Annotated in this window: 20 protein-coding genes; 2 read left to right on the plus strand and 18 right to left on the minus strand. The window is 31.2% G+C overall.

Annotated features, from left to right (window positions below):
* Positions 1-508: 508 nt before the first annotated feature.
* From HNV10_RS02835 to HNV10_RS02895, 13 genes are all read right to left on the minus strand, one after another.
* Positions 509-1,045 (minus strand): GNAT family N-acetyltransferase, encoded by a 537-nt coding sequence (locus HNV10_RS02835; RefSeq protein ID WP_173299806.1) that lies wholly within the window; start codon positions 1,043-1,045, stop codon positions 509-511.
* Positions 1,042-2,106, minus strand: coding sequence for an N-acetylneuraminate synthase family protein (locus tag HNV10_RS02840; RefSeq protein WP_173299807.1), 1,065 nt, complete (start codon positions 2,104-2,106; stop codon positions 1,042-1,044). Before HNV10_RS02840 ends, HNV10_RS02835 begins: the two co-directional genes overlap by 4 nt.
* Complete coding sequence (locus HNV10_RS02845) at positions 2,093-2,977, minus strand: SDR family oxidoreductase (protein ID WP_173299808.1); 885 nt, start codon at positions 2,975-2,977, stop codon at positions 2,093-2,095. The genes HNV10_RS02840 and HNV10_RS02845 overlap by 14 nt, the downstream gene beginning before the upstream one ends.
* Complete coding sequence (gene pseF / locus HNV10_RS02850) at positions 2,974-3,669, minus strand: pseudaminic acid cytidylyltransferase (RefSeq protein ID WP_173299809.1); 696 nt, start codon at positions 3,667-3,669, stop codon at positions 2,974-2,976. Before pseF ends, HNV10_RS02845 begins: the two co-directional genes overlap by 4 nt.
* 7 nt (positions 3,670-3,676) lie before the next feature.
* Entirely contained in the window at positions 3,677-4,696 is a 1,020-nt protein-coding gene (pseB, locus tag HNV10_RS02855) for a UDP-N-acetylglucosamine 4,6-dehydratase (inverting) (RefSeq protein ID WP_173299810.1), read from the minus strand.
* A gap of 255 nt (positions 4,697-4,951) precedes the next feature.
* Positions 4,952-5,803: a dTDP-4-dehydrorhamnose reductase gene (gene rfbD / locus HNV10_RS02860; RefSeq protein WP_173299811.1), complete on the minus strand. Its 852-nt coding sequence runs from the start codon at positions 5,801-5,803 to the stop codon at positions 4,952-4,954.
* Positions 5,797-6,345, minus strand: a complete 549-nt coding sequence (gene rfbC, locus HNV10_RS02865; protein ID WP_173299812.1) for a dTDP-4-dehydrorhamnose 3,5-epimerase — start codon at positions 6,343-6,345, stop codon at positions 5,797-5,799. Before rfbC ends, rfbD begins: the two co-directional genes overlap by 7 nt.
* Before the next feature lies 1 nt (position 6,346).
* Positions 6,347-7,210 (minus strand): glucose-1-phosphate thymidylyltransferase RfbA, encoded by an 864-nt coding sequence (gene rfbA, locus HNV10_RS02870; protein ID WP_173299813.1) that lies wholly within the window; start codon positions 7,208-7,210, stop codon positions 6,347-6,349.
* Positions 7,211-7,220: 10 nt separating this feature from the next.
* Positions 7,221-8,237, minus strand: a complete 1,017-nt coding sequence (gene rfbB / locus HNV10_RS02875) for a dTDP-glucose 4,6-dehydratase (protein WP_173299814.1) — start codon at positions 8,235-8,237, stop codon at positions 7,221-7,223.
* On the minus strand, positions 8,230-9,282 hold the full coding sequence (locus HNV10_RS02880; protein WP_173299815.1) for a hypothetical protein: 1,053 nt from the start codon (positions 9,280-9,282) through the stop codon (positions 8,230-8,232). The genes rfbB and HNV10_RS02880 overlap by 8 nt, the downstream gene beginning before the upstream one ends.
* 3 nt (positions 9,283-9,285) lie before the next feature.
* Positions 9,286-10,977: a DUF6909 family protein gene (locus HNV10_RS02885; protein WP_173299816.1), complete on the minus strand. Its 1,692-nt coding sequence runs from the start codon at positions 10,975-10,977 to the stop codon at positions 9,286-9,288.
* Positions 10,978-11,004: 27 nt separating this feature from the next.
* Positions 11,005-12,507: a GH3 auxin-responsive promoter family protein gene (locus HNV10_RS02890; protein ID WP_173299817.1), complete on the minus strand. Its 1,503-nt coding sequence runs from the start codon at positions 12,505-12,507 to the stop codon at positions 11,005-11,007.
* The gene (locus HNV10_RS02895; RefSeq protein ID WP_173299818.1) at positions 12,507-13,376 is read right to left on the minus strand and encodes a M23 family metallopeptidase; all 870 of its coding nucleotides are present in this window, start codon (positions 13,374-13,376) and stop codon (positions 12,507-12,509) included. The genes HNV10_RS02890 and HNV10_RS02895 overlap by 1 nt, the downstream gene beginning before the upstream one ends.
* A 114-nt stretch (positions 13,377-13,490) precedes the next feature.
* Between HNV10_RS02895 and HNV10_RS02900 the strand changes: the two genes are divergently transcribed.
* Positions 13,491-13,673: a Sec-independent protein translocase subunit TatA/TatB gene (locus HNV10_RS02900; protein ID WP_173299819.1), complete on the plus strand. Its 183-nt coding sequence runs from the start codon at positions 13,491-13,493 to the stop codon at positions 13,671-13,673.
* 108 nt (positions 13,674-13,781) lie between these two features.
* Here HNV10_RS02900 and HNV10_RS02905 read toward each other — a convergent pair whose 3' ends face one another.
* The 3 genes from HNV10_RS02905 to HNV10_RS02915 all read right to left on the minus strand — a co-directional run bounded on the left by HNV10_RS02905 (position 13,782) and on the right by HNV10_RS02915 (position 17,606).
* A complete protein-coding gene (locus HNV10_RS02905) occupies positions 13,782-14,762 on the minus strand; it encodes a DUF4837 family protein (RefSeq protein ID WP_173299820.1) in 981 nt (326 codons plus the stop codon).
* A 24-nt stretch (positions 14,763-14,786) separates the two neighbouring features.
* Positions 14,787-16,346 (minus strand): lytic transglycosylase domain-containing protein, encoded by a 1,560-nt coding sequence (locus HNV10_RS02910; protein ID WP_173299821.1) that lies wholly within the window; start codon positions 16,344-16,346, stop codon positions 14,787-14,789.
* A gap of 72 nt (positions 16,347-16,418) precedes the next feature.
* Entirely contained in the window at positions 16,419-17,606 is a 1,188-nt protein-coding gene (locus HNV10_RS02915; RefSeq protein ID WP_173299822.1) for a phosphoglycerate kinase, read from the minus strand.
* A 232-nt stretch (positions 17,607-17,838) separates the two neighbouring features.
* Between HNV10_RS02915 and HNV10_RS02920 the strand changes: the two genes are divergently transcribed.
* Entirely contained in the window at positions 17,839-18,993 is a 1,155-nt protein-coding gene (locus HNV10_RS02920; protein WP_173299823.1) for a DNA polymerase III subunit, read from the plus strand.
* 1 nt (position 18,994) lies between these two features.
* On the opposite strand, the gene HNV10_RS02925 is transcribed toward HNV10_RS02920, so the two are convergent.
* Positions 18,995-20,137 (minus strand): MFS transporter, encoded by a 1,143-nt coding sequence (locus tag HNV10_RS02925; RefSeq protein ID WP_173299824.1) that lies wholly within the window; start codon positions 20,135-20,137, stop codon positions 18,995-18,997.
* Positions 20,138-20,222: 85 nt separating this feature from the next.
* Positions 20,223-20,756: an OmpH family outer membrane protein gene (locus HNV10_RS02930; protein ID WP_173299825.1), complete on the minus strand. Its 534-nt coding sequence runs from the start codon at positions 20,754-20,756 to the stop codon at positions 20,223-20,225.
* Positions 20,757-20,973 lie beyond the last annotated feature (217 nt).

The raw sequence follows: 20,973 nt of genomic DNA on the forward strand, positions 1-20,973 counted from the left end.
AAAAAGTACCCTAAAAATTATAAAAACAATAAATTTCTCGTATTCAAAGACAAAGAGATTTAGCAGTATTGCGAATAACCCTAAAAAAGAGATCACTAAATAAAGCTTCTGAAACACTTTTTTAAATGTTTCTACTGTATTATTATGATTGTCAGAGTTCCTATATTCATAGAAAAAGTAGGTAGATAATCCTAGGTCTATTAAAGGAACTAATACTATGGTAATCGAATATATGTACTCAATTGAGACATAGACAGTTTTATCTCTAAAAAAAAACAAAACAATTATTGGAAGTAAAAAAATAACAGCTTTATCTATATAGCTCAAGGCCATAAAACTGAATAGTCTTTTATTCTGTTTAAAAAAATTTATGATCTTTATCAAGGACAATATCTAAGGCTATTTTAATTTTTAGTAAAACCCTTAAGTTAAACTATTATAAAATGTAACTATACAACATCAGTACTTTCAAAAAGTTACATACTACATATTGTAGATTTTCATCATACTACATCTTAAAGTCCTTACTTAATAAAGATATTAAATAAGAATCCCAATATTTACCGTCTTCAAAACAGTTTTCTCTCAATAACCCATCTTGCTTAAAGTTAAACTTATTGGTAAAAATATCTATCTTTTTGGTATCGAACTCATACAGCTCCATCCAAATTTTATTAAGGTTTAAGTTATAAAAACCGTACTTTATTAATAGATTCACAGCTTCTAAAGAAGCGTCTTTATCGTCAATATAGATATCGTCTTTTCCAATATAAAATGAAAAATCTGCAGATCTATTAATCCAGTTTATATAGAGTAAACCAGCAGCACCAATTGGCTCATTGGTTTCTAGATCTACAATAGTAAACATGAAATTGATGTGTTTGGTATTTTGAATACTTTCAAACCACTTTTCTTGATCGGTTAGAGACAATTCTCTTACTTCTCTAAAGTTTCTTCTAAAGTCTTCTCTATTTCTCCAATCTCTTAAAAACTTTAAATCCTCTCTTTCTAAAGCTCTTAGGCCAACTTTCTTTCCTTTTATCATACGATACTTTCTTTTGTAAAATGCTCACCAAACACAATATCTTTCTTCAATTTCTTTCCAATTAATACCTCTAATTCGTACGGTTGATAACCGCCTTCTCCTATAGGTCTAAGTGGTTCTAAATCTTCTTTAGACAATACATGTCCTGCTTTTAAATTAGATGCTGCACAAATACATCGTCTTTGCACAACATAAGCTTGCTTCTCATTATCTTCTACTCGCTTTACTCCATCACCCAAAGCAGCCAATAACTCATAAGATCTATCTACCATACCTCTCCAAGTTGATGGATTCATTGCAAACCCATGGTCTGGACCAACTTGATTGTTATTGTCGGTAAAGTGCTTTTCAATAACTCTAGCTCCTAATGCAATACTACCAAGAACTGTTGCGTGACCGCTAGTGTGATCCGATAATCCTAATATGGTGCTAGGATACATTTCTTTATAAGCTTTTAAAACATTTAAATTACAAAATTTAAAGTTCTCTGCACTACCAGTATAATTTGTATTGCATTGCATTAATACAATATCGTTGGTTTTGCTTAGCGCTAATGCCATCATTCGTTTTACATCCTCAAGATTACAAGCTCCTGTAGCTAACAATGTTGGTTTGCCCTTACCTAATACGTAATCTATAATTTCTAACCAAGAGGCATCTCCCGATCCTATTTTATATAATTCCACAAAAGGATCTACCAAATCAACAGATTCAAAATCATAAGGACTAGTAAAATAATCTAATCCTACTTTATCGCATTCTGCTTTTAAAATAGGTGTCCAATCTTTATTAATACTTGCATCTTCATAAACTTCAAAAACTGACTTCTCCCAATTAGATTGATGCGAAAGTTTACCTTTCATATTCTCAAATCCCAACTTGCTAACAATCTTCTTAGCTGAAAAGTTTTGAAATTTTGCTGCATCAGCTCCAGCTTCTTTAACTAAATGAATTAACTCAATAGCTTTTTCTAGAGAACCGTTATGATTTGCACCTATATCTGCAATAAAATATAACGTATGGTCGTCAACTATTTTATTTCCTAATTTAATCTGCTTCATAATATTGATTTATGCTTTGTAACGTATCTGAAAGTTTTGGTAGTTTTCTATTATATTTCTCTTGGTAATAGTCACAACTTAGAGTTTGATCATTACATCGTTTCGCTCTATCTTTAAAAGAAGATATTAGACCACTTTTTATTGTGGTGGTGTCTAAATTTAAATGCTTTAATAATTCGATGCCAAATTTATATTTGGTTACAATCTCGGTTCCTGAAATGTGTAATATTTCATTCGGAAAATCTTTTAATGAAACAATGTGTTTAATTTCATTACCTAATTCCCAAATAGAAATCGGGTTAAATAGAACATCGTCAAACAAAGAAATGTCCTCAGCTGTTTTAGAGGCATTAATGATCCACTCTACAAAACCTGATTTTTTAGAATTTATGTTTAACCCAACAATTGTGGTTCGGATGATGCAAAACTCTCTATCACTCAATTTAGCGAAAAACTCACCCAACTCTTTTGATTTTCCATAGACGTTTTCTGGGGAAACGCAATCGGACTCTTTTGCTAAATGAAGCGCAGATGGAAAAACAGCATCAGTTGAAATATAAATAAATTTTACATTAGCATCAGTAGCTTCGGCAAACTTTTTAACGGATATTCCGTTAACACTAAATGCTTTGTCTGGATTATTATTACAGTAATTACCATTGGTTAAGGCACCTGATAGTACTATAATTTCTGGCTTAGACCATTTAATAATATCTTGGTAATTATTAGAATTTAAATCTAAAACTTTATAATTTTTAGGCCGCTCATCAAAGTTAGAATTTCCAGTGCCATAAACCTCATGTTCCTCCTCTAGCATATTAGCTAAAGTCGCTCCTAACATTCCTGAAACTCCTGTGATTAAAATCCTCATTTTATATTTTTTAAATACTTATACTTAAATTCGGCAAGATTCCAATCTTCAATAGTATCTATATCATGTGATTCTATTTCTTTTAATTCTATAAAGCCTGTATTATCATTCCAAAGTCTGTTATCTGAAATGATTTTTTCGGTTTTAAACATATAAAACTGACCTAAATCGTGATATGATGCTTCCAAATCTTGCGTTCTTATCTGCATATTTTCTGGCGCAATCATTTCTATTCTATTATTTGCTTTAACTTTTAATGCCCTTTGAATAGGGTGACCGTATTTTAAAACTGGAAAAACACAATCTAAATGGTCATCTTCAAGTTTAGAAAAACTAGAAATTAAAATCTGGTCGGTTACAAATGGAGCACATGGATATATACAACAGGTATAATCAAATATTCGCCCTTCTTTTTTATATGCTTCTATAACTTCTGCAATAACATCTATGGTAGTTGCAATATCGTTAGAGTTTATTTCACTTCTTAAGAAAGGGACTTTTGCACCGTATTTAATTGCAATTTTAGCAATCTCATCATCATCTGTAGACACCATAACCTCATCAAAAAGATTACTTTTTAATGCAGCTTCAATAGAATATGCTATTATGGGTTTATCGATAAAGAATTTTATATTCTTTCTTAAAATACGTTTGCTTCCTCCTCTTGCTGGTATAATAGCTATTTTTTTCATGTTAAAACTACACTTCAAATGTTGGATCTACATGTTCTTTTATCAATTCTCTTAAGCTCTCTATAGTTTCCCAATCTTCATTATCTCCAGAATTGTAACTAAAGCCCTGTTTTACTTTTTTTGCGTTAAAAGCTTTTACAAAATCTTCTGTTTTCCATTGGTGCATTGCAGGTAAAATAGTGTAATATTTACCAAGATCGTATGTGTAGAAAGAATCGGATGACGTTATCATTTCTTCATGTACTTTTTCGCCAGGCCTTATCCCAACAATTGGTTTTTCGCAATTTGGACCAATAGCTTCTGCCACATCCATAATTTTATATGAAGGTATTTTAGGTACAAATAATTCTCCTCCCCAAGCATGTTCTAAAGCATGCATAACCATATCTACACCTCCTTGAAGTGATATATTGAAACGTGTCATGTTAGGGTCTGTAATTGGCAATTTGTTTTCTTCGTTTTTCTTTTTAATAAAAAATGGAATTACCGATCCATTAGAACCCATAACGTTACCATACCTTACCACCGAAAATTTAATAGGCTTATCTCCCTTTATATTATTAGCAGCAATAAATAATTTATCTGAAGTCAATTTTGTGGCTCCATACAAATTAATAGGCGCACAAGCTTTGTCTGTAGATAAGGCTACAACACGTTCTACATTAGTTCTTAAGCAGGCATCTACAACATTTTCTGCTCCGTTTATGTTGGTTTTTATACATTCGTCAGGATTATATTCTGCTATATGAACGTGTTTCATCGCAGCTGCATGAATCACATAATCAATGCGTTGAAAGGCTCTAACTAAACGTTCCTTATCTCTAACATTACCAATAAAGAAGCGAATTTGTGGAAAGCGCTCTGGCGGATATTCTTGAGCCATTTGAAACTGCTTTTGCTCGTCCCTAGAAAATATGACTAGCTTTTTTATATCTGGATAGGTCTCAAAAATATGTTTTGTGAGTGCCTTTCCTAATGAGCCTGTACCTCCTGTAATTAATATAGATTTATCCTTTAAGCTGAACATAAATACGTCTTATTTATTGTAATATTTTTTTATTATAATTTCAAAATTATAATGGTAAACAAAAATACTATTATTAATGGACTCAACAATATATTGCTCTACTAAACACTCATTAAAAATTCATTTAATTGTTCTAATTAAAATCAATAATTATTGTAGTAAAGTAAAAATTAAAACTCTAATTACAAATATTAAGATAATATTAGCACCTATTTTGCCAAGTAGATTATTCATTTAGCAGTTTGATAATTATAATCAATTATTTATATTTAAAATAGCCTTAAACAAACTATCCTTCCAGTTAGAAATATAGGTAAAGTGTTTAATTTTTGAAGTATCCAAAACACTGTACTTTGGCCGTTTTGCTTTAGTTGGATAATCTTTTGTTTCTATTTTATTTATTTTTATAGTGCTTTTACTAAGTCTAAAAATCTCTTTTGCAAAATCATACCAACTAATAACACCCTCATTACTGTAATGGTAAATGCCATAAGATGTGTTTCTGTCTTGAATTAGACCAAGAACAATATTTGCTAAATCAATAGCGTATGTTGGGCTACCAATTTGATCACCAACTACACCTATTTCGTCTCGTTCACTAGCTAATCTTTGCATCGTTTTTAAAAAGTTGTTTCCAAACTCGGAGTACAACCATGATGTTCTAATAATAAAATAATTATTAAGCTTCTCAATAATTTCCTGTTCACCTTCTAACTTTGTTTTTCCATACACACCAATAGGATTAGTACTATCGGTTTCCTTATAAGGGTTTGAAGCATTACCATCAAACACAAAATCTGTTGAAATATGAATTAAAGTCACTTGATGTTTACTACAAGATTCCGATAAATATTTTGGCCCTAATACATTAATAATATGAGCTAATTCCGTTTCGGCTTCTGCTTGATCTACATTGGTATATGCTGCACAATTAATGCAATAATCATATTGTTGATTATTAAAAAAAGACTCAACTTTAGCTTTATTAGTTATATCTAATTCTGAGGATGCTTTAAAGTCAAATTCTAGGTTAGGATATTGATGTGCAACACTCTTAATACATTGTCCTAATTGACCGTCCCTTCCGGTAACCAGTACTTTTAACATTTCTCTGCATTTTTAAATTGTGGTAATACTAAATCTTTATTGGATAGTATAAAATCAGAAACTGGTAATTGCCAATTAATATTCAAATCGGTGTCGTTATAGATTACTCCTGCTTCAGATGCCTTATTATAAAAATTATCGCATTTATAACTAAAAATAGTTTCGTCTTCTAGAACAATAAATCCATGAGCAAAACCTCTAGGAACAAATAATTGGGTTTTATTAGCTTCCGTTAGTTCTATAGAAATATGTTCACCAAAGGTTTCTGAGTCTAACCTCATATCTACAGCTACATCTAAAACACTTCCTTTAACGACACGTACAAGCTTAGCTTGAGCATAATCACCCATTTGGTAGTGTAAGCCTCTTAAAACACCTTTAGAAGACTGAGATTCGTTGTCTTGCACAAAATTAATATCTAAGTTTAATTTTGAATTAAATGCCTTTTGGTTAAAAGATTCTATAAAATACCCACGTTTATCACTAAAAATGGTAGGCTGAATTATATAGCAACCTTTTAATTTCGTTTCCTTTATAGTCATTCTATTCAGATACTAAGCTTATTAAATGTTTTCCGTAGCCACTTTTTGTTAATGGCTCAACTATTTTTTTAAATTGATTTTTATCTATATAACCCATTTTGTATGCGGCCTCTTCTAAAGCACCAATCTTTAAACCTTGTCGTTCTTCTATAACTTGAACAAATTGCGACGCTTGCATAAGCGATTTAAAAGTTCCTGTATCTAACCAGGCTGTTCCTTTGTCTAAAACACTAACCTTTAAATTTCCCTGCTTTAAATACGTCTTATTTATATCTGTAATTTCTAATTCTCCTCTTTTACTAGGCTTTATGTTTTTTGCAATTTCAACAACAGAATTATCATAAAAATAAATCCCAGGAACGGCATAGTTAGATTTAGGTACTTCTGGTTTTTCTTCGATTGAAATTGCCACTTCATTCTCATCAAACTCTACAACGCCATAACGTTCTGGGTCATGTACATGATATGCATAAATAATTCCGCCATTTGGATCGTTATTTTGTTGAAGTAAATCAGCTAAACCAGATCCATAGAAAATATTGTCACCTAAAATTAAAGCTACCTTATCGTTACCGATAAATTCTTCTCCAATTATAAAGGCTTCAGCCAAACCATTTGGGGATTCTTGCACTGCGTATTGAAAGTTACAGCCATAACACTTTCCGTCTCCTAATAATTTCTGAAATAAAGGTAAGTCTTGAGGTGTTGAAATAATTAAAATCTCCTTAATTCCAGACCACATCAATGTAGAAATTGGATAATAAATCATCGGTTTATCATAAATAGGCATTAATTGCTTACTTACGGCTAAGGTTAATGGGTGCAATCGGGTGCCAGATCCACCAGCCAAAACTATTCCTTTCATCTGTTTAATTTTATTCCTTTTTGTATTTATTTAAATACCACTTAATAGTTTTTATAATACCTGTTTCAAAATTTTCATCAGCTTTCCAATTAAGTTCCTTTTCAATTTTAGAGGCATCTATAGCATATCTAAAATCATGTCCTGGCCTATCTTTTACAAATGAGATTTGCTCTGAATAAAGTTTTGATTTTGGTAATAATTCATCTAAAATATCACAGATTTTATTTGCTATGTATAAATTATTACGCTCATTTTTTCCACCAATGTTATAGGTTTCTCCTGTTTTTCCATGTTTAAAGGCTAAATAAATGCCTTTACAATGATCTTCTACATACAACCAATCTCTAATATTTTTACCATCGCCATAAATAGGAATTGCTTCATTATTTATAGCCTTTCTAATGATTGTAGGAATCAGCTTTTCATCATGTTGTTTTGGACCGTAATTGTTACTACAATTTGTGGTAACCACATTCATGCCATATGTATGGAAATAACTTCTCACAATAAAGTCTGATGACGCTTTTGAAGCACTGTAAGGGCTATTAGGTGCATAAGGTGTCTCTTCTGTAAATAAACCTGATTTCCCTAAAGTTCCATAAACCTCATCTGTAGAAACGTGAAGGAATCTGTTTTCTCCACAACCCTCTTTAACTGAAAAAGGAGCATTCATCCAATAATTTTTAGCAATATTTAATAAATTAAATGTGCCATAAACATTGGTATTAATAAAAGTATCGGGATTCTTTATTGAATTATCTACATGAGATTCTGCTGCAAAGTGAATCACGCCATTAAACTTATAAGTATCAAAAAGCTCATTTACTAATTGAGTATCACAAATATCACCTTTTACAAAAGTGTAATTCTCGTTTTCTTCTTGCTCTTTTAAACTCGAAAGATCGCCCGCATACGTAAGTTTATCTAAATTTACTATTTCTATTTGCTTATTAGTGTTTAATAAATAAGCAATAAAATTAGACCCTATAAAACCAGCACCTCCTGTAATTAGAATTTTTTTATTCATAATTCTTAATAAAACTAAAAGCTTTTAATGCTAGAAAAGCAAGAATAAAAAACACGATGGTCATAAAAGGAAACAACACACTGTATCGTCGCTTTATACTACTATCTTTTTTACCCACTTTATCAAACGGAGATAGTACATCGTAAAACGTATTTTCTTCTGCTATGGTTTGATCTATTCTATTCAATTCTCTCCTTAAACTTATTTCTTTTAAATATAAATCGAATTCTTTCGTTGCTGTTTTCTCCTCTTGAAGCGGCAATACACTACCTAAACCAAGAGATAAGTTTGGACTTTTAGAGTCATTTTTAATAGCCTCTAAATATGTTTTTTGAATACTATCTAATCGATCTAACTGAATATTTATTGATTGACGATCTATATAAGCTAATGTATCTCTAACTCTCTTTTTGTGTTCCGAAAAATCATTCTCAAACGTCTTTCTAAACCCTTCGTGTAAATGTGGAAAAATATCAACCTTGGAAGATTTGGCTTTTATGGCAAACAACCTACCAGACATTAAGTCTCTATTTTTTATATATTCAATATAACTTAATTCATCTACTAAAGATGTATCTATCGATTGCACATACTCATCATATTCTACAAATAAATCATTTTGTGTTTCTGGTCCAGCTTTCAACTCAAAACCAACTAATGTCTTTGCTTCTACCGTATCAATTTCAAAAATATTGGATAATTCGGTAAGGTTATTTGAATTTATTAAGGTATTAAAATAACCTATATTACTAGAGAGTTGGTATTTAGAATCAAAGTAAGGCTCAACAACCATCTCAGAAGAATAAATAGGCTCTTTAGTTTTTTCATAAGCATAACCCAATATGGCAGTTAATACTAAAGCAACTGCCACCAATTTAAAGTTGTCTACTAGTGGCTTTATAGTATAAATTATAGCTGAAAAAATGCCCTTAAAAATACTACCTATAAAATTGAATAATCTTTGAAATAAATTTCCAATTGCATTAAATAATTGCCCTAAATCAACCTCTTCGCTTTGAGGTTGTTGTGGTAATTTTTCACTCATATTTTATGAATTAAATATTTGTTCTAATATCTTTTTTGTAATTACGTAAGTTGGTTTTACGCCTGAGGTTCCTAAACCACCAGAGGCTAATGTACTGCCTGTTTCTAACGGATTGTCACTAGCGTAATAAGCATATCTTACTTTTACGTCTTCATTTATACTACCTCTTACTCGAGATGCTGCTTGTATTGCTTTTTGGTAATGTGCACCTTCCATTTCTAAGCCAATAACATTCCAAGTTGAATTCTTAAAGAACTTCAATATCTCTTTGTTTTGAAGCGAAGTTCCCAAAACCGTAACCATTGTACCTTCATAAACATCAACTCCACAATCTGATAAATCATTTTTGCTCAATTCATTTTTAAAAGGGTAATTATCTGCAGTACCTTCAAAAATGTGAGCATTAGGTATCATTACATCACCTTTTCCTCCTTCTAAAATTCCGGCTTTACCCATTATTGAAATAGACTTTACATCTAAATGTATTTTTTTACCATCAACCTTTATTGGTTTTAAAAATTCATCTAAGGTTTCATAGGCTTGCTCTCCAAACGCATAATCCATAACAAAAATGACAGCTTTTTTCTCTACTGCTTCCTCTAAATATTTAAAATCTGATTTAGAAAAATCGATTTTATCGGTGTCAAAAATCTGAACATCAATATTAGTCCCAGAACTATCTTTTATTTGAATCATTCCACTTTGCAACGCTGATTTCTCTACTTTATTGCGTAAAGCCGAATTTTTAGAATCACTTAAAGATTCATAAGTTTCAAATATATCTTTTTTAACCTCAGCGCCTTTAAGTGTTCCTTTTGCAAATAAAGAATTCATTACACTGTGCATATTTGCACTAATAATGTGTATTGGACGCTCTAATAAACCATGTTTATGTAAGGTAGATTTAATAGTGTCTGCCCAAATTTCTCCATGAATATGATGCCCTAAACGTTCTCTTAAAACCGGGCTAAAAGTAATTGTACGCTTATTGTTATTAATTGTTTCTTCAATAGCCAATTTACCTAACCAGTATACAATATGTAATAATCGTTCTGGCTGAGTTTCTGTAGCAAATTTTGGGTAAGCTTCTGTTAATTCATTAAATGTTCTACCTAAAATATTGGCTGTATGCGTAATGGCAATTTCTCGTTCTTTTTGAGTTAATTTCTTTGTAGATTTAACTGCATTTTCTAATTTAACCCAATCTCTAACTGTTCCTCCATCTTCATCTATAATAACGCGTTTGCTTATTTTATGAGACTCAACAAACAAGAAAGTAAGGTGTGTTAAAATGTCATATATTTCAGAACGACCTCTTGTAATTTCTATGTTCATTTGCTCATCGTCTATACGATAGCAGTTACGTCTTCTTTTAGGTGGAATTATAGCTTTGAAGTGAGAATTAGCGTAACCTTCATCACTGGTTAAATTTATAAAAGTACATTCTTCAATACCTTGTGGTAAACGGTCTACAACATATAGTAAACCCTCTAATTCTGCTTTTTCTTCACCAATAGAACCATATATTTCTGGTCGTAAAAGCAATAAAGCCTCACGTAATGTTTCTCCGGAAACTCCCATCGGTTTATAAAACCCACGATTAAAGAGGTGACGCATTGTAATATACATGCGTTCTATGGCACTTGAGCTTTCTTGAGCTCTAGTTCTTTTATCTATTTTTTTCATTGTACTCATACGTTACTTTAACAAACAAATATAGTTTTATTTAGTTAGATTAAGTTGGTATAGACTGTCTGCTATTTTTCGGTCGTTAGATAATCTCGGAATTTTGTTTTGTCCGCCAAGTTTTCCAATAGATTTCATGTAAGATTGAAAACCATCTTTTTTTATTTTCGTTATTTTTAAAGGCCTTAAAACTTTACCATCTATTAAATCTAAATAGTAAGAGTTTTGTTGTTTTAAAGACGTTTCTATAGCGTTAATTAATTCCTGTTCATTTTCTGGTTCAATTTCAAATTCAATTAACCATTCGTGGAATGGCAAGCCTTCTTCTGGATTTATTTGAGGTGCAACCGTAAATTCGTTAACAGAAATAGAAGTGTTTTCTGTAGCTTCTTTTAAAGCCTGTTCGACTTCTTTCCCAATAACATGTTCGCCAAAGGCGGAAATAAAATGCTTAATTCTTCCACTTACAATCACTCTATATGGTTTTAATGATGTAAACTGAACAGTGTCTCCAATATTGTATGCCCAAAGTCCGGCTGTAGTAGAAATAATCATTACATAATTTACGTCTAACTTTACATCTGCAATGGTGATACGTTTTGGATTCTCTTCAAAAAAATGATCCGCTTCTACAAATTCATAAAAAATGCCAGAATTAAGCTGAAGTAACATGCCTTTTTCATCTTGTTTATCTTGAAATGCAAAAAATCCTTCGCTTGCAGGATACAGTTCTATACTGTCAACTTTTCTTCCTATTAAATTTTCGAATTTAGCTCTATAGGGTTCATAATTTACACCTCCAAAAATGAAAAGGTTGAAATTCTTAAAAAGGTCACCAACGCTTTTTCCTGATTTTTCAATAAGTTTTTCAAAATACATTTGCACCCAAGACGGAATCCCAGAAATGATACTCATGTCTTCATTTATAGTTTCTTCTACAATGGCATCAACTTTAGTTTCCCAATCGTCAATACAATTTGTTTTAAGACTTGGCATTCTATTTTTCTGAAGATATTTAGGAACATAATGTGCCACAATACCTGAAAGTCTACCTAATTTAATACCATTCTTTTCTTCTAAAATAGGACTCCCTTGAAGAAAAATCATTTTACCGTCTACAAACTTTGAATTTCCTGTTTCGTGAATATAAAGTAGAATAGCATTTCTGGCTGCTTCTACATGAGTTGGCATACTTTCCTTGGTAATAGGAATGTATTTTGCGCCAGAGGTGGTACCAGAGGTTTTAGCAAAATAAATAGGTTTGCCTTTCCATAATATATTTTCTTCACCAGCAACAACACGTTCTACATAAGGTTTTAATTCTTCGTAATCTCTAATTGGAACTTGCTTATGGAAGTCTGTAATTGATGTAATTGAACTAAAATTATGGTCTTTTCCAAATGCCGTATACCTAGCCTCTTCTATTAAATTTTTAAAAACTTTTTGTTGAGTTTCAACAGGTTTATTAGCCCATTTTTGAATAGACTTATAAACACGTTTTGCAAATGGTTTTGCTAAGGCTGCTTTTATTGATAACATTATTCAAAATCTATAAAATTGGTTGGGTTTACAGGATACCCTTTACTCCACAATTCAAAATGAAGATGTGGTCCTGTGGTTAATTCTCCACTGTCGCCAGACATGGCTATAACTTCTCCAGATTTCACTAAATCACCTTGCGATTTTGTAATTGCTGAATTGTGCTTATAAACAGAAATTAATTCTCTATTGTGCTCTATAATAACCACATAACCTGTTTCAACTGTCCACTCTGCAAAAATTACGGTTCCGTCTGCTGTTGCCTTTACAGGTGTATTAACAGGTACAACAACATCTACCGCAAAATGTTTTTCTTCCAAATTATAACCCTCAGAAATAGTACCATTTACAGGAGGAAATAAAACATAATTAGATTGATCACCTGCAACCTCAAATAGATTATACTTATCTTCTTTATCAACCTTTTCTCTTAATAAAGAATCTTCTCTACTTGTTGGTACTTGTAATATATCCAAGTCATTTTTTGAAGCCTCAATTAAAGAATCTCTATTAAACTCTAACGTGGAGACATCTCCTGTTAATACTTTTCTAATGGAAGCAAAGTATAATTTATCGACTTCCAATTTTTGTACTAATGAGTCCGTTTTGTAATTTAATAGTGTAGCTTCCTTTTTTAACTTAGCGGAAGAATAACCAGGAATATATTCTCTTAAAGGTGTAAATGCAATGAGAAGCACAGTAAAGAATATAAGAGATATTGCAGAAATAGATGTTAAAACAAACACGTTTAAACGAGTTAGTTTTATTGCAAAACGTTCTTCAAAAGTATCTTCATTTAAAATGACTAAACGATACTTATGAAGTAGTTTTTTTGCTAATTTTTTTTCCTTTTTTTTCTTTTTTGCCATTAAAACAAAATTAGTTAAAATACTCAAATAGTACCATGATAAAGTCTTAAAGTTGCTATTACAACGCAATAATTAAACTATAATTACTAACTTTGTATTCTAAAATTTATAATTATGATTTTCAACAATATATTTTTGTTTATTGGACCATGGCAGTATGTAATTATTGGTCTTGCAATACTTTTGTTGTTTGGTGGTAAAAAAATTCCAGAATTAATGAAAGGATTAGGTAGCGGAATTAAAGAATTTAAAGATGCTAGCAAAGAAGATTCTAAAGATTTAAAGGAAAAAGAATAGTATAGAAACGATTCAGAAAAACCAATAAAAAAATCTTCTAAATTTTAATATTTAGAAGATTTTTTTTGTCTTATAATTGAAGGTAATGGTAAGTAATTAATACTCGCTTTATTTAATTTTAATCGATTTAATCATTGCTTCTAATTCAAAAATATAATCTCTTTTTGGTAATGATGGTGCATAAACATAACCATCTGCAACTAAATAACGGTTGTTAATTTTATCTTCTATTGCATAGGTTATAAACGGTCCTCCCATACTATAACCTTGCATATCCCACATACCTCTTACCTCGTAAGCTGGTTTGTTATCTATAATTGTTGTGAACAATGAAGGAGCATATGCTTCTTCTACAGCCATATAAATACCATCTTCACCAATAATTTTTGTTTTAGTAATATGATTACGCATTTTTACGATATCTACTATTGTGCTATCGCCTTCAGAAATGCTTTCCATAGGTACTTCATAAAGCATAAGGTCAATTGTTTTTGAACTTGATAGACTCTTTCTTATCCAGAAAAATTTGTCTTCTTCTGTAGCAGTTCTATACACAGAAGGAATATCTATAGTAATGCCCAATTTTTCTTCTATTGCTTTATCATCTAATGGTGAAAGATTAATCCTTCTTAAATTTTCTTTTACTTCTTCCTTATTAAAAGCATCTAATATTTTTGCTTTATTTTTTGTTAACTGTGTAATAATTTCTTTATCTGTCTTACCAGCTACAATGACAACGGTTTGTGGTTTAGCGAATGCATCATTCGCTATTTTTGTAGAGGCTTCAACGTCTTCTTTTTCTATTTTTAGAACTAATCTACTTCGAGCCGCAAAACCATCAAAAACTTGTGGTGGAATTTGTCTAATGCCATACATTGGCTCATCCGTAGGTAAACCATTTAATGGTGCTGCAAGAAAATCTCGGATATTTTCTCCTACATTATCTTCCCATAATATGTTATCTACTACAACTGAAATGGTATTTAAATTTCCATTAGAATCTGGTAAATACTTTTTACTATCATCCTTTTTTGTTTCGCCACATGAGACTAACAATGCACAAAATAATACGGTAAAAAACGCTCTCATAAGTTTAAAATTTTGTTGGTTTAACTATTCAGAAACAATTAACGTCGTTCCTATTTTGAGTTTATTACTACTAATATCGTTCCAATCTTTAATATTTTGAACAGAAACTCCAGAAAATTTTTGTGCAATAGTCCAAAGTGAGTCTCCAGATGCTACAATGTAGGTTTGTTTTCCTTCGGTATTAATTACTTTTTTGGGAGGTTCTGATTTACTAACAGCTCCATGCTGTCTTGGATAAATTGTTAACCGCTGTCCTATTTTAAGGTTGTTGCTTCGTAAACCATTCCATTGTTTTAATTGACTAACTCTAACACCGTGTTTTCTCGCTATTTTACCTAAATAATCACCATCTCTTACTCTATATCTAATTTTAGTATCTGAACTAAAAACTTGTGGCAATGGTTTTTCTCGCTGATTAAATTCTGCTTCAGCAAATTCATAAATACGATCTTCATTGGTAACAAACGCACCAATAGCTTTACGTGGTAATCTTAGGGAATATGTTTTTCCTTCAATCTTAGGGATTATATCTAATTTATAAGATGGATTTAAAAACTGTAATTCTTCAATTTTAATTCCTGTTGCTTCGGATACATGATCTAAAGAAATCATTTTTTTTACATGAATTGTATCGGTTTGAATCAATTGAAAAGGTGGACGTTCAGGTTTAAATCCGTGTTCTTCTGCATATTCAAAAATATACATAGTAGCTAAAAAAGCAGGAACATAACCAGCTGTTTCTCTTGGTAAATTACTTCTAATATTCCAATAATTCTTATAACCACCAGAACGCCTTATGGCTTTATTTACGTTTCCTGGACCAGAATTATAAGCGGCTAATGCCAAATCCCAATCGCCAAAAATGCGATACATTCTTCCTAAATATTCTGCTGCTGCCTTAGTAGATTTTATTGGGTCACTTCGATCATCAACGTAGCTACTTACATCTAAATCGTGTTCTTTACCTGTTCCATACATAAATTGCCAAATACCTGTAGCACCAACTCTAGAGCGTGCTCTTGGTTTTAAAGCCGACTCAACAATTGCTAGATATTTCATTTCTAACGGAATATCATGATTGTCAAATTCTTGCTCAAACATTGGGAAGTAAAAATGGCTTAATCCCATTAGTCTTTCCAATGAAGTACGCCTATGTTTTAAATACCCTTTTATAACACTTTCTAAAGAGGTGTTATACTCTACATTAAAAGGTGTTCTGGCATTTAGCCTTGCTAACCTTGCTTTTAATGTGTCTGTAGAAAGCTCAGGATAATAAACTGGCTCATAGTCTAGCTCTGTAACCGATTTATAAATGGTATCATAAAGTGAATTACTATATAACTCCTCTAACCATTTCGCATCGAGTTCGGCGGCTTCTGGTAAATCCTTAAGATTTTTAACTTCTAAAGAGTCTGTTTTGGCTTTAATCCTCTTATCTAAGGAAAAAAGCTTACCATCAACAACTTCTCCTTTTACTGAAACATCTTTAGAGATTGTATCTGAAATACTATTGATTTTAGTTTGTGCATTGCCACTATAAATAGACAGACAAAGACCTACCAATACGAACATTTTTAATGTCATGGTTACAAATTGATTCTTAATAAACAACGCAATATAAACGTTAGAATCTCTAAAAATAGTATTTTTTTGAAATTAACCTAATATAGCGGCAATTCCTGGTAAGGTTTTCCCTTCAAGGCTTTCTAACATTGCGCCTCCACCTGTACTTACATAACTTACTTTGTCTTCAAAACCAAATTGTTTTACAGCAGCGACAGAATCACCACCTCCAACTAAAGAAAATGCGCCGTTTTTAGTTGCATTTGCTATTGAGTTACCAAGTTCTATTGTTCCGTTTGCAAAGCTTTCCATTTCAAAAACACCTAAGGGACCATTCCAAAGTATTGTTTTACATTGGTTAACAACAGCATCAAAGTTTGCTATAGTTTTTGGTCCTGCATCTAAACCTTGCCATCCATCAGGAATATTCATTACATCACAAACTTGAGTATTTGCATCATTACTAAAAGCATCAGCGGCAATTACGTCTACTGGTATGTGTATTTGTACACCTTTTGCTTTAGCTTGTTTTAAAATATCTAAAGCCAGTTCCATTTTATCATCTTCGCAAATAGAATCTCCTATTTTTCCACCTTGGGCTTTTATAAAAGTAAACGTCATACCACCACCAATAATTAAGTGGTCTACTTTATCTAGTATATTTTCTATTACTGTAATTTTAGAAGATACTTTAGCACCTCCAAGAACTGCTAAAACTGGTTTTTCACCATCTTCTAACACTTTTTTAATGCTTTCAATTTCTTGAGCTAAAAGCTTACCAAAGCATTTTGCTTCAGGAAAAAACTCTGCTACTATTGTTGTTGATGCATGCGCTCTATGTGCAGTTCCAAAAGCATCGTTTACATAAATATCACCCAGTTTAGATAATTGTTCTGCAAATGCCTTATCGCCTTGCTTTTCTTCATCATGAAAACGTAAATTTTCAAGTAATAAAATTTCTCCTGGCTGTAAAGCACTAGCCATTTCTTCTGCTTCTGCACCAACACAGTTACTCGCAAACTTTACTTCTACTCCCAAGATGTCTTCTATCTTATTTACAATATGCTTTAAAGAGAATTGGTCTTGCACACCTTTTGGACGACCTAAATGCGACATTAAAACACAGCTACCACCATCTTCTAAAATCTTAATAATTGTTGGTTTTGCTGATACAATTCTGGTTGCGTCTGTAACTTCAAAACTATCATTTAATGGTACATTAAAATCTACTCTGATTAATGCTTTTTTATTTTTAAAATTGAAATCGTTAAGTGTCTTCATGAGAATATAAATAAGATGTGAAAAATGTTTTATTTTGAATAACAAATATAAAGATTTGAAAGTTAAAAAATAGACTTTACTGGATCCCATTTAACTAATAATACACTATTATTTACGATAACCTTTTCGTGATTACAAAAATTTTAAATGAAATATTCAATTAAAGATTTTAAGTATATATTCCATTTAAAATTTAAATAATAGATTAATAAAAAAAACATAGTTTTGCTTTATGCAATTTTCTGAGGTTTTAGGTCAAAAACATATTAAGAATCATCTTACCACGAGTGTTGATGCTGGTAGAATAGCGCATGCACAATTATTTGTTGGTCCGGAAGGTTCTGGCACTCTGCCAATGGCTTTAGCTTATGCTCAATACATTTTATGTAGTAATGTAAATGGCGAAAATACAGGAGGTAATGACTCTTGTAATATAAAATTTAAAAATTTTTCGCATCCAGATTTACATTTTGCTTTTCCGGTAACCACAAGTGATAAAGTAAAAAGTAAGCCCGTTTCTAGTTTTTATCTCGAAGAATGGCGACAACTTTTAGACCAACAACCTTACGGAAACCTATTTGATTGGTACAAAATGCTTGGTGTTGATAATAAACAGGGGCAAATAGGTGTTGAAGAAGCCTTACAAATTGTAAAATCTCTGACACTAAAATCTTATGAAGGTGGTTACAAGGTAATGCTCATTTGGATGGCCGAAAAAATGAATACAGCAAGTGCTAATAAACTGTTGAAATTAATTGAAGAGCCTCCAGAAAAAACAATTTTTATACTTATTGCAGAAGATGAAGAGCAAATTATAAATACTATTCGTTCGCGATGTCAAATTTTACATTTTCCACCATTAGCTGAGGAAGCTATTTCTGAAGCTTTGGTTAAAAATTATCAAATAGAGCAATCTGTTGCTATTAAAATTGCGCATCAAGCCAATGGAAATTACAACAAAGCTTGCGATTTAATATATCAAGATAGTGAAGATATTCAATTTGAAAAATGGTTTGTTATTTGGATTCGTTCAGCCTTTAAAGCTAAAGGTAATAAAGCTGCTATTCACGATTTGATTTCCTGGTCTGAAGAAATTGCTAAAACAGGACGAGAAACTCAGAAGAAATTTCTCAACTTTTGCTTAGATTATTTTAGACAGGCCTTACTTCTTAATTATAAGGCTAATGAATTGGTTTATTTAGAACCAAAATCTGACAATTTTAAGCTTGAAAACTTTGCACCTTTTGTTCATAATTCTAATATTATGGAAATTTCAGAAGAGCTACAAAATGCGATATATCATATTGAGCGCAATGGGAATTCTAAAATTATTCTCACCGATTTATCAATTAAACTTACTCGATTATTGCACAAAAAATCTGAATAATCTACAGGTTAGCTTTTTGAGTTTTAAAAAACAATTGAGAAATTGGTATAAACATTACTCCACAAAACACTAAGATAAAAAACGCGTTTTTCAAGCCAAAAGTATGTGATAAATATCCTATTAAAGGTGGACCAATAAACATCCCTACAATTGCATAAGTTCCAATTATAGAAATAGCCATTCCTGCAGAATATTTTTTTGATTTACCTGCCAAAATATAAGTCATTGGGAAAATGGCAGAAACACCAATTCCTACCAAACAAAAGCCTATTAAAGCAGTCCAAAATTGCGGAAACAAAATAGTCGTTAAAGTACCTGTAGAAATTAATAATCCACTAATTATATACAATTTTGGCATCCCTATTTTGTCTAAAACTCTGTCTAAAAAAAATCGTGATGTTGCCATAAAGATCATAAATAGAAGATAACCATATGTAAAAACGTCTTCCTTTACTACTTCTTTAAAATAGATACCACTCCAATCAAACATACCTCCTTCGCAAATGGCAGCGAAAAAAATAAGTAAACCCAAATAAAAAATAAACGGGTCTGGTTTCCCTATAATAAGCTTATTTCCGGTAGTAGATTTATCCTTTGTTAGCGAATATTTATAGGCTATTATAGTCGCTAAAATTGTAACTAATGCAATAATTAAAAAGTGATTTTGAATAATTACATTATACTCTACCATAATAGTAGAAAACAGCACTCCTATTACGCCTCCAAGACTCCAAATTCCATGAAAGGAGCCTATAATATTTTTGTGATAAAAGGCTTGTAAGGTTATAGATTGCGCGTTCATTGCTATATTTAAAATACGCATACAAATAGAAAATAGAGCTAAAATAAAAATTAACAGTAAAGCACTATTAACCAGACTAATACCTAACAATGCAAAGGCAAAAAACAGAAAAGAAAACAAGAGTAAATCTCTATTGTTGAATCTAGAAATTAGCCATCCTGAAGATATTGTACCTATTAAAGCAGCAATAGGCATCACTAATAAAATACTTCCTAATTGAGCATCATTTAAATTAAAAGATGCCTTCAATGTAGGTATGCGTGATGCCCAAGTGGCAAAACACAAACCAGACAGAAAAAAATAGACACTTAGGGCAATTCTATTTATTTGTTTTGTTTTCAAATTTAATTGTGATTTCTACTTAAACTGAAAAGAGTCAGGCTTAACACCTGACTCAAATTTATTCTACATATCAAAAATCTGAAATTTATTCTTCAGACTTAACTTCTTCTTTTTTGGAATCTTTATTAAGGGCATTAAGAATTTCTTCTGTTATATCGTTTGCATCATCACCATACAATACACTTCCTGCTTCATTAGCTCCTAAAATATAAGTATACCCTTTAGTTTTACCGTAGTCTTTTATAAAAGCCTTAACTTCTTTTACTAAAGTATCTAGTTGTTTTTGACCTTCTGCAGATAAAGCTTTTTCTTCATTACTTATTTGATAATCTTGCATTTGCTTTTTCTGCAACAACGCATTGTATTTTTCTTCTGCTACACTCTGTTTCATTTTAGATGCTGACGCTTGAAAAACTTGAGCCTCTCTTTGAATCATTTGGTTAAGACTATCAGCCTTTTTATTAAAAGCATCAATTTTTATTTTAAAACTTTCCTCAAAATCAACCTTCTTGTTAAATTCATTAACCACTTTTGTATTGTCTACAAATCCGATTTTTTGTTGTTCTTGACATGATGCGGCTCCAACTAAAACCATTAAACCTAAAATTATTTTTTTCATTTTATTATGTTATTAAATATTTATGTTAGCTAGAAACTTTACTATTTAAGTTTCAATTTAATTTTTGCAAATGTATAAAAGTTAGTCTGTGAAATGCCCAATTTTTTAACTATTGATAATTTCAATAACAAATAGATTTAAATATTTTCAAAAACTATTAAAAATGACACTGTTTAAAGCGTTCTAAGCGCACTTTAAAATTTCCCCATGTTATTCC

The sequence above is a fragment of the Winogradskyella litoriviva genome (assembly GCF_013249065.1).
GTDB classification, from domain to species: Bacteria; Bacteroidota; Bacteroidia; order Flavobacteriales; family Flavobacteriaceae; genus Winogradskyella; species Winogradskyella litoriviva.